This is a genomic window from Arthrobacter sp. FB24 (genome assembly GCF_000196235.1).
Lineage (GTDB): Bacteria > Actinomycetota > Actinomycetes > Actinomycetales > Micrococcaceae > Arthrobacter.
Genome location: NC_008541.1, coordinates 1152467 through 1165885, shown reverse-complemented (window position 1 = coordinate 1165885; position 13419 = coordinate 1152467). Strand labels below are relative to the sequence as shown.

General features: G+C 67.2%; 12 protein-coding genes. 11 read left to right on the top strand and 1 reads right to left on the bottom strand.

From position 1 onward, the window contains the following. The first annotated feature begins 26 nt into the window (after positions 1 to 26). The 4 genes from ARTH_RS05465 to fdxA are packed head-to-tail and all read left to right on the top strand — an operon-like array spanning position 27 to position 3687. Positions 27 to 1022 carry a dihydrodipicolinate synthase family protein gene (locus ARTH_RS05465; protein ID WP_232223592.1) on the top strand — a complete coding sequence of 332 codons (996 nt, stop codon included), beginning with the start codon at positions 27 to 29 and terminating at the stop codon, positions 1020 to 1022. Next, positions 1022 to 1810 (top strand): SDR family oxidoreductase, encoded by a 789-nt coding sequence (locus ARTH_RS05460; RefSeq protein WP_011690938.1) that lies wholly within the window; start codon positions 1022 to 1024, stop codon positions 1808 to 1810. Before ARTH_RS05465 ends, ARTH_RS05460 begins: the two co-directional genes overlap by 1 nt. Before the next feature lie 32 nt (positions 1811 to 1842). After that, entirely contained in the window at positions 1843 to 3360 is a 1518-nt protein-coding gene (locus ARTH_RS05455) for an aldehyde dehydrogenase family protein (RefSeq protein WP_011690937.1), read from the top strand. A gap of 6 nt (positions 3361 to 3366) precedes the next feature. Continuing rightward, entirely contained in the window at positions 3367 to 3687 is a 321-nt protein-coding gene (fdxA, locus tag ARTH_RS05450) for a ferredoxin (protein WP_011690936.1), read from the top strand. Between the two features lie 55 nt (positions 3688 to 3742). Here fdxA and ARTH_RS05445 read toward each other — a convergent pair whose 3' ends face one another. Beyond that, a complete protein-coding gene (locus tag ARTH_RS05445; RefSeq protein ID WP_011690935.1) occupies positions 3743 to 5128 on the bottom strand; it encodes a phenylacetate--CoA ligase family protein in 1386 nt (461 codons plus the stop codon). Between the two features lie 249 nt (positions 5129 to 5377). Between ARTH_RS05445 and ARTH_RS05440 the strand changes: the two genes are divergently transcribed. The 7 genes from ARTH_RS05440 to ARTH_RS05415 all read left to right on the top strand — a co-directional run bounded on the left by ARTH_RS05440 (position 5378) and on the right by ARTH_RS05415 (position 13407). After that, positions 5378 to 6811 carry a flotillin family protein gene (locus tag ARTH_RS05440; RefSeq protein WP_011690934.1) on the top strand — a complete coding sequence of 478 codons (1434 nt, stop codon included), beginning with the start codon at positions 5378 to 5380 and terminating at the stop codon, positions 6809 to 6811. Further along, positions 6804 to 7052: a hypothetical protein gene (locus ARTH_RS05435; RefSeq protein WP_011690933.1), complete on the top strand. Its 249-nt coding sequence runs from the start codon at positions 6804 to 6806 to the stop codon at positions 7050 to 7052. The genes ARTH_RS05440 and ARTH_RS05435 overlap by 8 nt, the downstream gene beginning before the upstream one ends. Positions 7053 to 7330: 278 nt before the next feature. Further along, complete coding sequence (locus ARTH_RS05430) at positions 7331 to 8155, top strand: hypothetical protein (RefSeq protein ID WP_156810627.1); 825 nt, start codon at positions 7331 to 7333, stop codon at positions 8153 to 8155. A gap of 86 nt (positions 8156 to 8241) precedes the next feature. Then, on the top strand, positions 8242 to 8394 hold the full coding sequence (locus tag ARTH_RS23770; RefSeq protein ID WP_156810626.1) for a hypothetical protein: 153 nt from the start codon (positions 8242 to 8244) through the stop codon (positions 8392 to 8394). A gap of 203 nt (positions 8395 to 8597) precedes the next feature. Beyond that, a complete protein-coding gene (locus tag ARTH_RS05425; protein WP_232223591.1) occupies positions 8598 to 9809 on the top strand; it encodes a glycosyltransferase family 4 protein in 1212 nt (403 codons plus the stop codon). Further along, positions 9806 to 11170, top strand: a complete 1365-nt coding sequence (locus tag ARTH_RS05420) for a UDP-glucose dehydrogenase family protein (protein ID WP_011690930.1) — start codon at positions 9806 to 9808, stop codon at positions 11168 to 11170. The genes ARTH_RS05425 and ARTH_RS05420 overlap by 4 nt, the downstream gene beginning before the upstream one ends. Before the next feature lie 92 nt (positions 11171 to 11262). Then, on the top strand, positions 11263 to 13407 hold the full coding sequence (locus ARTH_RS05415; RefSeq protein ID WP_011690929.1) for a putative bifunctional diguanylate cyclase/phosphodiesterase: 2145 nt from the start codon (positions 11263 to 11265) through the stop codon (positions 13405 to 13407). The last annotated feature ends 12 nt before the right edge of the window (positions 13408 to 13419 follow it).

Sequence of the window (13419 nt, the reverse complement as noted above, 5' to 3'; positions counted from 1 at the left end):
TGCATAACGAACGAAAGGAGAACCCGATGCAAGACGCACCCTCAATGGACACCCCGGCACGCGAGTCACTGTCACCGGGCGTCTGGGGCGTGGTGGCAACACCCTTCCAGGGCAGCACGCTGGACGTGGACCTGGACAGCCTGTCCGGGCTCGTGGAGCACTACGAAGCTATCGGCGCTACCGGGCTGACCGTCCTGGGTGTGTTCGGCGAGGCCGCGGCGCTGACCGCGGAGGAACGCCGCCAGGTCCTTGACATCGCGGTCGAATGCACGGACCTCCCGCTGGTTGTCGGCATCACTGCGCTGTCCGCCCGCCCCGCCATCGACGAAATCAAGGCTGCCCAGGCCGTGGCCGGCGAGCGCCTGGCCGCCGTGATGGTCCAGGCCAACTCGCCCCGGCCCGAGGTGGTGATCGCCCACCTGGACGCCATCCACCGGGCCACCGGCGCCAAGGTGGTGCTGCAGGATTACCCCCTGGCCAGCGGCGTCAGCATCAGCACCCCTGCACTCATTTCCGTGGCGAAGTGGTGCAGCTTCGTGGTCGCGGTGAAGGCGGAAGCGCCGCCCACCAGCGTGGCCATCGCGGAGCTGACAGCCGCGCTGGTTGGCAGGGTGTCCGTCTTCGGCGGGCTCGGCGGGCAGGGACTGCTGGACGAGCTCATGGCCGGCGCGGCCGGCGCCATGACCGGTTTCTCCTACCCGGAGGCGCTGATCGCCTGTGTCCGGGCCTGGCAGCGCGACGGCTATGAAGCCGCCCGCGACCAGCTGCTGCCGTACCTGCCGCTGATCAACTTCGAGCAGCAGGCAAAGATCGCCCTGGCCGTCCGTAAGGAATGCCTGCTGAAGCGCGGCTTAGTCAAGGACGCGGGCGTCCGGGCTCCGGCCGCGGAGTTCCCGGAGAGGCTGCGCTACGGCATGCTCACGCACCTGCGGGAAGCCGCTGCCGCGCTGGAAGCACGCGCGGACGTACCCGCCGGTGCACCGCACATTGCGGACCACCACAGCTCAGTAGGGAGTTTCTGATGGACTTGGGAATCGCCGGAAAAACCGCACTCGTGGCCGCCTCAACCGGCGGTCTGGGCCTGGCCGTGGCCCGCGCCTTGTCCGCAGAGGGCGTTCGCGTGGCGGTCACCGGCCGCCGCCGCGACCGTGCCAAGGAGATCGCTGCCGAGCTGCATACCGCTTATGGCACGGGTGCGATCCCCATCGAGGCGGACCTCACCACGGCGGAAGGCATCGAGGCCGCCGTCGAACAGACCGTGGCGGACCTCGGCCCCGTCGACATTCTGGTGCTGAACGGCCCCGGCCCCAAGCCCGGGGCCGCCGCAACGCTCAGCTCCGAGGACATCGCCGCGGCCTTCGAGCTGCTGGTCAAGCCGCACCACGCCCTGATCTCCCGCGTTCTTCCGGGCATGCGGGAACGGCGCTGGGGCCGCATCCTCGCCGTCGGATCCAGCGGAGTGGTGGCGCCTCTGCCCAACCTGGCGGTCTCCAACACAGGCCGGGCCGCACTGGCCGGCTACCTCAAAACCCTCGCCGCCGAGGTGGCCCTGGACGCCGTCACGGTGAACATGCTCCTGCCGGGACGGATCGCCACCGACCGCGTTGCCCAGCTCGACCAGGCCGCAGCCAAACGCCGCGGCACCACGGTTGAGGACATCCAGCTCGAGTCCCGCAAGACCATCCCCGCCCGCCGCTACGGCGAACCCGAGGAGTTCGGCGCCGCTGCCGCCTTCCTCTGCAGCGCCCCGGCGTCGTACATCACCGGCATCGCGCTCCGGTGCGACGGCGGCCTGATCCGCAGCCTGTAGCGCCCCCACTCACGATCTTTCTAAGGAACACCATGACTTCCACAGCGACCGACGTCTCCACCGCCACCGATTCCACTGCCACGTCCGCTTCCACCGAACGCGAACTCCTGACCGCCCGGCACCTCATCAACGGCGAATGGCTGGGCCAAGCCGACACCGAGCGGTTCAATCCGGCCAGCCCGGACGAACTCGCGGCCCTCTCCCCCAGCGGAACGGCCGCGGACGTGGACGCTGCCATTGCCGCCGCCACTGCCGCGCAGCCGGCCTGGGCCGCCCTGCCGGCACCGTCCCGCGGCGCCATCCTCATCGCTGCCGGCAACCTGCTGATCGAACGCCAGAGCGTCATCGCCGAAGACCTGGTCCGCGAGGAAGGCAAGACCTTCGCGGAAGCCAAAGGCGAGGTCAAACGTGCCTCCGACGTGCTGCGCTTCTTCGGTTCCCTGGGCTGGGCCGCCACCGGCGAGGTGCTGCCCAGCGGACTGCCGGACACCACCATCACCACCCGCCGCGAGCCGCTCGGCGTCGTCGGCCTCATCACCCCGTGGAACTTCCCCATCGCCATCCCCGCGTGGAAATCCGCCCCCGCACTGATCAGCGGCAACGCCGTGGTTATTAAGCCTGCCGAGCTGACGCCGCTCTCCGCCACCCACCTCGCCCGTGCCCTGCAGGACGCGGGGCTGCCCGCCGGAGTGTTCAACGTGGTGCACGGCAAGGGCCGCGTGGTGGGCGACGCCCTGGCCCGTGACCCGCGCATCGCCGGGCTGTCCTTCACCGGTTCCACCAACGTGGGGCTGGGGCTGCAGGAAATCCTGAACACCCGCCGGGCCCGCGTGCAGCTGGAAATGGGCGGCAAGAACGGCGTCCTGGTACTGGACGACGCCGATGCCCGCAAGGCCGCCAAGGTGGTGGCCGCCGGCGCGTTCGGGCTGACCGGCCAGGCCTGCACAGCAACCTCCCGCGTCTACGTCACCCCGGGCATCCGCGCCGCATTCCTTGAAGCACTCACCGAGGAAGCCGCTGCGTACACCCCCGGCGACGGCATGGACGCCGCCATGGGCGCCGTGGTGAGCAGCCAGCAGTTCGCGCAGAACACCGCGGCGGTGCGTTCCGCCGTCGAACGCGGAGCAACGCTGCTGGCCGGTTCCGGCATCCTGGACGGAACGCACGACGGCGACGCGAACCGTCCGCTGTTCTTCCCGCCTGCCGTGCTCACCGGCCTGCCGTTCGACGACGCCGCCGTTACCGAGGAAATCTTCGGACCTGTGGTGACGGTGCTGGAAGTGTCTGACTATGAGGCAGGGCTCGCCGCCATCAACGATTCCCGCTATGGCCTCACCGCCGGCATCTGCACGGATTCCCTGGCGCGCGCCACCGACTTCGCCGCAAGGGCCCAGGCCGGCGTGGTCAAGGTCAACCGGCCGACGGCAGGCCTGGACCTTAACGTGCCGTTCGGCGGTGTGAAGGACTCCTCCACCAACACGTTCCGCGAACAGGGGAAGTCCGCACTTGACTTCTTCACCTGGGGCAAGACCGTTTACACCGGTGTGTAGCGCGCCATGACCTACGTGATCGCGCAGCCGTGCGTGGATGTGAAGGACAAGGCCTGCATCGACGAGTGTCCGGTGGACTGCATCTACGAGGGCGAACGCTCGCTCTACATCCACCCGTCCGAGTGCGTGGACTGCGGCGCGTGCGATCCGGTGTGCCCGGTGGAAGCCATCTACTATTCCGACGACGTCCCGGACGAATGGGCGGACTACATCCGGGCCAACGTGGAGTTCTTCGAGGAGCTGGGATCACCGCAGGGCGCCTCCGGCCTGGGCAACCTGGGCCGGGACCACCCGGTGGTGGCGGCCCGGCCGGTTTCAGTCCGTTGACCGGGCCGGTCGCCGCCGGTGGTCGAGCCTGTCGAGATCCCGGTCCACTACCAGTTCACCCCGCGGACCAGACCTGCCGGAATTTCCCGCTGGGGTCGGGGCGGGGCGGCTCATCCGTATGCTCAATCGCAACCGGTCCGGCGCCAAGGGCTGCGAAGTAATCATTCAGCCGCTCCGTGACGGCCCTCCGCACCTGGGCCGGATCTGCACCCGGCCAGGTCTCGAGCCGCACGGTCAGGTTGCCCGGTCCCGTGCGGATGGCCTGGAACCTGCGCACCCCTGGCGTCTCCTCGATTACCGTGCCAAGCGCAAGCGGCAGGACCGTGACAGTGCCACCGTCAGCGGCCCGGAACGAAACCAGGTCACCTGCGCGGCCTTCGATGCTTACTGCAGGAAAGGGACTGCCACAGGGGCACGGTTCCGGTGCCAGCGTTACCCGGTCGCCGAGGTCGTAGCGGATCAACGGCTGCACACGGTTGGCCAGGTTGGTGACGAGCACGGTGTGGGAGGTGGTGCCGGCCGGGACCGGCCGGTAATCCGCGTCCACCGGTTCGAGGATGTACCAGTCCGTGTTGACGTGGAATGCGCCGTTCCGGCACTGGCTGGTCAGGGCCGGAACTTCGGAGGAAAGATAGCGTTCGGTGACGCGGCAGCCGAATGCCGTTTCGATCGATTCGCGTCCGGCGGCGGAGAGGTTCTCGCCGGAACAGATCGCCAGGACGGGCCGGATCCCTAGCCGCCGGGCTTTCTGTTCCTCGGCGAGTTGGATCATCGCGCTCGGATACCCGAAGAGCAGGGTCGGCTTGAAGGTGTTGAGTTCTTCGACCAGCTGCGGGAGCGGCCTCAGCACCGAGAAGACCCGGAGGCGCCGTGCAATGGCGGGGGCCCGGCGTCGGGCGTTTTCGGTCAACACGACCCCCGCGAAGTGGCCCCCGCCAGCGACGAGGGCCGCCGCCCGCAGGCCGCGGAGCAGGAAGTCCCGCACTTCCCCTGCCCTGATCAGGCTACGGCGCTCCCGGATCCTGACCACGACGTTCACCGCCACCCAGGAGGACCGGTCATGGATCAGGACGGCCGGCTCACCCGAGGTGCCGGACGTCGTGACCACCAGGTACTGCCCGCGGTACAGGGTCCCCAGCCGGGAGAGGTCGGAGAGCAGTTCCGACTTCAGCTTCGCCAACGTGATGTGCGGGTCGGTCACCCAATCGTCGAAGTTCGCCATCAGCTCCCGTTTGCCGACCGGAGGCAGCTGGCCTGGGTCCGTCACTGTGTCCGGCACGTCCCGGTACAAGCGCCGATAATACGGCGACGCGGACCGGGCAAACTCCACCAGATCCGCCAGCCGGGCCTGCTGCAAGCGGCTGATCGCATCCGCGCCGCCACGCTCAGCCCGCCACGTATCCCACGCGACTTCGAATGTCCGTCCGGATACGCCACGCATCGCGACACTCCTCTCCGGATCAGTCCGCGGCCCCCTGCCCACCCTTCCACAACGGCAGGCGCCATAACAGGGGCTTGCTGCTCTGCACCGCCGAATTGCTGGACTTCCCGGCGGGTGCCAATCAGACTGGCTACATCAGCTGGCCCGGCAGGCCTGAATTACCCGCATTTTGACCGGCAGGGAATGAACAGCTGCATCAATTGGGGCTTTACCGCGATGCCTGTTCCATAACCTGAAAGGACCTGGGCCATGCCGGACTTGTCAGCATTCTTCCCGTTAATTGCCGCTCTCATCGGGGCAATTGTTGTCATCGGCTTTATCTGGGTGGCAATAAAACTGATGTGGAAAGTGGCTGAACCCAACGAGGCCCTGATCATCTCCGGCCTGACCCGCGGAACCCTTGAAACGCGGGCCGGAATGGACTTCAAGATTGTCACGGGCAAAGGTGCGCTGGTGTTTCCCGGGCTTCAGACGGTACGGACCCTGTCCCTCACACTGAATGAAACTGAGCTCAAAGTTTCCTGTGTTACCTCGCAGGGCATCCAGGTAATTGTGGAAGGTGTGGTGATTTACAAGATCGGCGATGCCCCGCCCTTCATTGCAAATGCGGCCCGGCGTTTCCTGGGCCAGCAGCCCAAAATGGAAAGCCAGGTGTACAACGTCTTTGAAGGGCACCTGAGGTCCATCATCGGCAGCATGACCATGGAGGAGATCATCCGCGAGCGGGACAAGCTCGGTTCGCAGGTCCGCAGCGCCAGCGGTGTGGAAATGGAGAAGCTGGGCCTGGTGGTGGATTCGCTCCAGATCAAGGACCTGCAGGACCCCACCGGCTATATCCAGAACATCGCCAAGCCGCACATCGCCCAGGTGAAGATGGAAGCCCGCATCGCCGAGGCCACCAGGAACCGCGAAGCGGCCGAGAAGGAAGCGGAGGCGGCGGCGCTCATCGCCGACGCTCAGAGCGTCTCCGCCATCAGGCAGTCGGTGGCGCAGGCCAATGCCGAACGGGCGAAGGCCAACGCCGCCCAGGCTGGGCCGCTCGCGGATGCGACGGCGCGGCAGCAGGTTGTGGTCCAGGAAACCGAGGTGGCCAAGCTCGAGGCTGACCGCGAAGAGCAGAAGCTCCAGACCACCATCCGCAAGCCCGCCGACGCCAAGGCCTACGCCAAGCGCACGGACGCCGAAGGCCAGAAGGCCGCGGACATCAGCGCCGCGGAAGCGCTGGCCCGCCGCACCGAACTAGAAGCCCAGGTCAACGCCCGGCGGACGGAACTGCAGGCCCAGGCCAATGCCACGGCTGCCGCGGCCGCGGCCGGCGCCACGAAGGTCACCGGCGAGGCGGAAGCCGCAGCCACCCGGGCGCGCGGCGATGCCGCCGCATCGGCCATCAAGGCCAAGGCACTGGCGGAGGCGGAGGGCATCAAGGCCCGCGCCGAGGCACTCGGGACCAACCAGGATGCCGTCATTTCTCAGCAGCTGGCCGAGAACATGCCCGCTATCATCGCCGCGGCGGCTGAGCCGTTCTCGCACGTGGGACAGATGACTGTGCTCAACGGCGGGGAAGGCGTCAACAAGATGCTGGGCGGGATTCTGGCCCAGGTGGGCGACTACCTTCCGGCGCTCTCTTCGGCGCTGAAGAACAGCAGGGAAGGCAAGCGGCCGGCGAAAGCCCCAGATGCGTAAGGACGTTGACCGCAGCCTCACAGGCAAGATCGGGCGGGTGACGGGGCGCATCGGCCCGGGCACCATCGGCGAAGTCATGCTGCCGTATCTTGGCGGCACCATGGCCTTTCACGCCCACCCGTTCGACAAAACCAGTGTGTTTTCCGTGGGCGAGGAGGTCCTGGTTATCTACTACGATCCGCCGCAGACCGTCTACGTGGATGAACTGCCGGAGGTGTTGAGGCACGACGGCGGGCGGTGAGCCGCGCTCCCGGCCGCCCCTTGCGTTCCGATAACCCCTGGCCCGCTCTCTTCTACTCCGCAAGCGCCGGGGTCTGGACGGTCGGACAGCACCGGGCGTATCCTGATTTTCCATTGCCTCTGGGGGTGATCTGGATGGGCGGCATTTTCCGTGATCGGTTCCGTGGTGCCGTGCGCCCATTCGTGATTGCTGCGCTTCTCTGCGCCGCCTGGATGGTTTGGTTTGCCGGGACCGCGAATGCGGCATCCGATGATCCGGACACGCTTGGCACCCCTGTTGTGACAATCCAGGACGTTCCGGTTCCGGTCGCCGCTGTGCCGCTTCCGGTCTCCGACACAGCGGCGACGGTCGTCGACATCGTGGACCCGGTGGTCAGCGGAACAACAGAAGTGGTGGCCAACGTGGCGGACACTGCCGCTCCGCCGGCCGCGGACATACCCCTCACGGACTCGCCGCTCGTTGACACGGTCAGTGCAACGCTCACCGGCACAGCCGACGGGGTCGTGTCGGTGGTTGATTCCCTCGCACCCGCGTTGCCGGACGTTACTGTGCCACCAGTGCCGCTTCCAGCCTTGCCTGTTCCCGCTCTGCCGGGACTGTACGTTCCACTGCCGGAGGTTCCGCTGCCGGACGTTCCGGTGCAGTTACCGGAGACGGCCGCCCCCGGACGTCCGGCCGGAACTGCCGTCCCGCCGTCGGCAGTTCTCTCGCAAGCGGCGGAACCTGTCAGCATCGAGGCGGTCTCCCCCGCCAGCCAGGTCCGGCCCGCCGAAGTCAGGACCGCTCCGCTGCAGGTTCGCGGCGCGGTTTCACCACTGCAGTTTCTGGCGAATACGCAGGCAATGCGGGCCTTGGCCGCCACGATTGGCTACGTTGTATCGGCGGCGCCGGCACCCGCGCAGGACGCGGAACTCCGTTTCGCCGGCCCCCAGAACCAGTCCGGTTCGGGGTCTACGGGCACCGGCAGCGCCGGCGCCGAGGCGTCGGCCGACGTCGCCGGGTTCTGGAACCTGCTGCACGATGCCGGACGCTGCCTGGCGCCCGACGCGGCGCTGGTCCCTGCCGCGAGCCCGTCCTTCGATCCGGGGTCTTCCCCCGACTGAGCAGGTAACCTCTGCGCATTTTCAGGCAGAGCATGCCCACCCACGCCGTCGGCGTCGGGAATCAAAACTCAGTCAGGAGAAAAGTCATGTCCTTCCACACTCAGCCCTTCAGCACCACGGCAATCGTCCGCTCCGCTCCGGCCCAGGCCCGCATCGGCAACTGGCCCGACCCCATGAAGGCCCGCATCGGCAACTGGCCCGACCCCATGGGCCGGGCAGGTGAGGCGACCAGCCACTGACGCCGGGACCGCCCGGATGCTGTCCCTTGCCTACCTGGGGGTGGCAAGGGACGGTCTCCTGGCCCGGGTGTCCGCGGCAGCAGCCTCCGGCGGCGAGTACCGCCGTCGTCGTGCTTCAACGCTGCCCGGCTGTTAACCCAACCTTCCTTTTCCGGTCATGCCCGCTCCCCCTCGGCGCAACGCGCCGCCCGCACCGTGGAGGGGTGAGGATCGCAATCGTTGCTGAATCATTCCTGCCACTGATGAACGGGGTTACGCACTCCATCCTTCGGGTGCTTGAGCATCTGCAGGAGCGGGGCGATGGCGTCATGGTGATCGCCCCGTCGACACAGGACACGGAGGTCCTGGACGTGGTGCACGGCGCGTTCGTGCACCGGCTTCCGTCGGTGCCGCTGGCCGGCTACTCGAACGTGCGGGTGGCGTTGGGCGGTGTGAACCGGGTCAAGAGAATCCTTGCCGATTACGCGCCCGACGTTGTCCACCTCGCGTCCCCGTTCGTGCTCGGCTGGCGGGCGGTGCAGGCCGCTCACCAGCTGGGGATTCCCACAGTGGCCATCTACCAGACCGAGGTCCCCAGCTACGCGGCGCGCTACGGTGTGCCGTTCATGGAGAACTGGGCCTGGAACCGGGTGGAGAACATCCACCTGCTGGCGTCCCGGACGCTGGTGCCATCGACTTTCGCGCTGAACCAGTTGCGCGGCCGCGGAGTTCTGCGGGTGGACATGTGGCGGCGCGGTGTGGATACCGCGCGGTTTGCGCCGGAAAAGCGCGACGACGGGTGGCGGGCCTCCGTGGCCCCCGGCGGCGAGCGGATCATCGGCTATGTGGGCCGTCTGGCCGTTGAAAAGCAGGTGGAGGACCTGGCCGTGCTGGCCGATGTGCCGGGCACGCGGCTGGTGATCGTGGGCGACGGACCGCAGCGCGAGGCGCTGCAGGAAGCCCTGCCGAACGCCGTGTTTGCCGGGTTCCTGGGCGGTGAGCAGCTGGCCAGCGCGGTGGCGTCCTTCGACCTGTTCGTGCATCCGGGCGAGTTCGAGACCTTCTGCCAGACCATCCAGGAGGCCATGGCATCGGGCGTGCCGGTGGTGGCCACGGGACGCGGTGGCCCGTTGGACCTGGTGGAAAATTCCCGCACTGGCTGGCTGTACAGGCCGGGCGACCTCGCCGGGATGCGGGCACATGTCATGGACCTGATGGGCGACGACGCCAAGCGCCGCGCGTTCGCTGCGGCAGCGCACGCTTCGGTCCAGGGGCGGACATGGCCGGCGTTGAGCGCGGAGCTGGTGCGCCATTACCGGGCTGTCATCGCCGGTGAACCGGTGGTTGAGCCTGTCGGGCGAATGCCGGTGGTTGAGCCCGTCCGACGGGTACCGGCGGTTGGGCCTGCCGAAACCAAAAGAGGAGCAACGCTGTGAAGATTTCCGTGATCGGCTGCGGGTACCTGGGTGCCGTGCACGCCGCAACGCTGGCGTCGATGGGCCATACAGTGGTGGGCATCGACGTCGACGCCGCCAAGGTGGAACAGCTGGCCCGCGGCTTCGCACCGTTCTTCGAGCCGGGCTTGGACGAGCTCCTGCGGGACGGCCGGGCCACCGGACGGCTGACCTTCTCCGCCGACTTCGCGGCTGCGGCCGGCGCGCGGGTGCACTTCCTCTGCGTGGGCACTCCGCAGTCCAAGACATCCGACGGCGCCGACCTCAGCTACCTGGTGTCCGCCACCGAAAGCCTCCTTCCGCACCTGGGCCGGGGCTCCGCCGTCGTGGGTAAGTCAACGGTGCCCGTGGGGACTGTCGACATGTTGGCGGGCATTCTGTCGGGCCGGCCTGACGTGCTGCTTGGCTGGAATCCGGAGTTCCTGCGGCAGGGCACCGCGGTAAAGGATTCGCTGGTGCCGGACCGGCTGGTTTACGGCGTGCCGGGAGGAAAGGCTGGCGCGTTTGGCCGGTCCGGCGGTGCCGCACGCGGTGTGACCGAAGCCCTGGATGCCGTGTACGGGCCGCTACTGAGCGCCGGGATTCCGCGGCTGGTGTGCAACTTTGCCACGGCGGAACTGATCAAGTCGGCGGCCAACGCGTACCTCGCCACGAAGGTCAGCTTCATCAACGCGATGGCCGAGCTGTGTGACGCATCAGGGGCCGACGTCACCGAACTGGGCGAGGCGATGGGCCTGGATCCGCGGATCGGCAGCCGGTACCTTCATGCCGGGCTGGGGTTCGGCGGTGGATGCCTGCCCAAGGACATCCGCAGTTTCCGTGCCCAGGCGGCCGCCCTCGGCGTAGGGTCCGTGGACGAGTGGATGGGCCTGGTGGATGCCATCAATCTTGACCAGCGATTGCGGACAGTGGAGATCGCCCGCGGGCTGTGTGGCGGTACCCTGTCCGGCCGGACGGTGGCGGTGCTGGGTGCGGCGTTCAAGCCGGACACGGACGACATCCGGGACTCCCCCGCCCTGGACGTCGCCCTGCAGCTGTCCGCGGCCGGCGCGCAGGTTACCGTGACGGATCCGAAGGCTGTCACCAACGCGACGATGCGGTACCCGCAGCTGCGGTTCGAGGCGTGCACGGACCGGGCGCTCGATGGCGCCGAACTGGTGCTGTTGCTGACGGAATGGGACGAATACCGTTCGTTGTCGCCGGTGGTTGCCGGGGCACTGGTACGATGCCGCACGGTGCTGGACGCGCGCAATGTCCTGGACGCCGCAGCGTGGCAGGCGGCGGGCTGGACGGTTCGCGGGCTCGGGACGGGAGCTGGGCTGGTTCCTCAGCCGATCACGTAACAAGCGGTTCTTGCCTTAGCGCTCTATGATGTGCGGAGGGGAGGACATTCGATGAAGCAATTGCGGTCTCATTTTGTGTTTAAGGCGCTCTGATGGCGCCGCAGGGAAGCCGGGATCCGGGGTCCGTTTCGGGCCGGGATTGCCAGGCCATCATTGATTCGCTGCCCGATGCCCTGTTGGTGCTGGCCCAGGACGGCACCGTGGTGCTCATGAATCCTTCCGCTGAGCGGGTGTTCGGTTACTCCCGGCAGGAACTCGTTGGCCATGATCATCGGATTGTTCTTGCCGAGGGCTACCGTCTGGGCTTCCAGCGGCTCTTCAAGGCCCTTCGTGCGGGCGGTCCGGAGTCCAGCTTCGGTTCGCCCTTCGAAGCGTACGGGCTCAGGAAGGACGGCACGGAGTTCAAAGGCGAGATAGCGTGCGGTCTGCTGGATATAGCCGCCGGCCTTTGCATGTCCGTGTCGGTGCGGGACATGACGCATCGCGAAGAACCCGACGACGGGTTGCGCGAGGCGATGTCCCTGCTGAGCGCCACTCTCGAATCCACGGCTGACGGCATTCTCGTTGTGGGTACGGACGGCCAGATCGCCGGTGTGAACGAGCAGTTCGTGTCCATGTGGGGTATTCCGCGCGAGCTGTTGGCAACCCATGATGACGAAGCAGTGATCAGATATGTGCTCGGGCTGCTGAAACGGCCCCAAAGTTTTCTCGACAAAGTCCGTGAACTTTACGAGCACCCCTTGGCCGAGAGCAACGACATCCTGGAATTTACCGACGGCAGGACCTTCGAGCGGTATTCGCGTCCACAGAAGGTAGCTGACAAGGTGGTGGGCCGCGTGTGGAGCTTCCGCGACGTCACCCCGCGGCTGGCTGCCCAGGACCAGGCGAAGCGGGCCCTGGCCGATCTCGCCGAGCAGGCAGAACAGCTCAAAGCGCTGGCGTTCCAGGACCCGCTGACCGGACTGGCCAACCGGAAGCTGTTCCATGACCAACTGGCTGCATCGCTCCGCGGCACCGGGCCCGGGGCCGTGGACGTCCTGTTGCTGGACCTGGACGACTTCAAGGAAGTCAATGACATCCTGGGCCACCATGCCGGTGACGAGATGCTGACTGAAGTGGCGCGCAGGCTCCGTTCCTGCGTCCGTCCCGACGACACCGTTGCCCGCCTGGGCGGGGACGAGTTCGTGGTGCTGCTGACAGGTTCGCCGGAGCCTGATGCCATCGCGGAACGCATCGTCGACTCGCTGAATGTCCCCATGTGGATCGACGGGACAATGCTCCGTCCAAGCCTGAGTCTCGGATTGGCCTCGGCGGGCCCGGACGTAGCAGCGTCCGAGCTGCTCCGCCAGGCTGACGTCGCGATGTACGCAGCAAAGGCCGCAGGCAAGAACCGGTACATGAGGTTCGAACCGGAAATGATGACGGCGCTGGTCCAGCGTACGGACATGGAGGCCGGCCTCCGGCTTGCCGTGGAATCCGGACAGATCACGGTCCACTACCAGCCGGTGATTTCGCCGAGGCTCGGTGAAGTGGTGCAGTTTGAAGCCTTGGCCCGGTGGAAACGGGACGGTGAGCTGGTCCCGGCCGGGCAGTTCATTCCGACGGCGGAGCGCAGCGGCCAGATTTCGGCCATCGGCATGCAGGTCATGCGGCACAGCTTCACAGAGCTGCAGCCGTGGCTCACCGGGGATGCCACCCGCTCGGTGGCGGTCAATATTTCGGGGGTGCAGCTGAAGGACTGCAAGTTCGCCGACGGCGTCCTGCGGCTGGCAGCATCCTGCGGTGCGGATCCCCGGCAGCTGGTGCTGGAGGTGACGGAGAGCGTCTTCTTTGACCCGGACGCACATGTGATCCGGCAGCTGGACTTGCTCCGCGATGCTGGCGTGCGGGTGGCGCTGGACGATTTCGGCACCGGGTACTCCTCGCTGGGCCGGCTCCAGGAACTTCCGGTGGACGCGGTGAAGATTGACCGTTCTTTCGTCTCCATGGTGCGTACCGGCGCGGAGAAACTGCCCATCCTGAACTCGATGATCAATATGGCCCACAGCCTGGGCCTGACGGTGACAGCGGAAGGAATCGAGACCGCGGCCCAGGCCAGACACCTGACCAACCTGCATTGCGATTCCCTGCAGGGCTACCTCTTTTCCCACCCGGAGCCCCAGTCCGGGGTGGAGCTTGCGCTGCTCCGCTCGGCAGATGCGATTGACGAGATGCAGGGACTTCGTCTCGAGGGCTGACAGGGTCCGGTG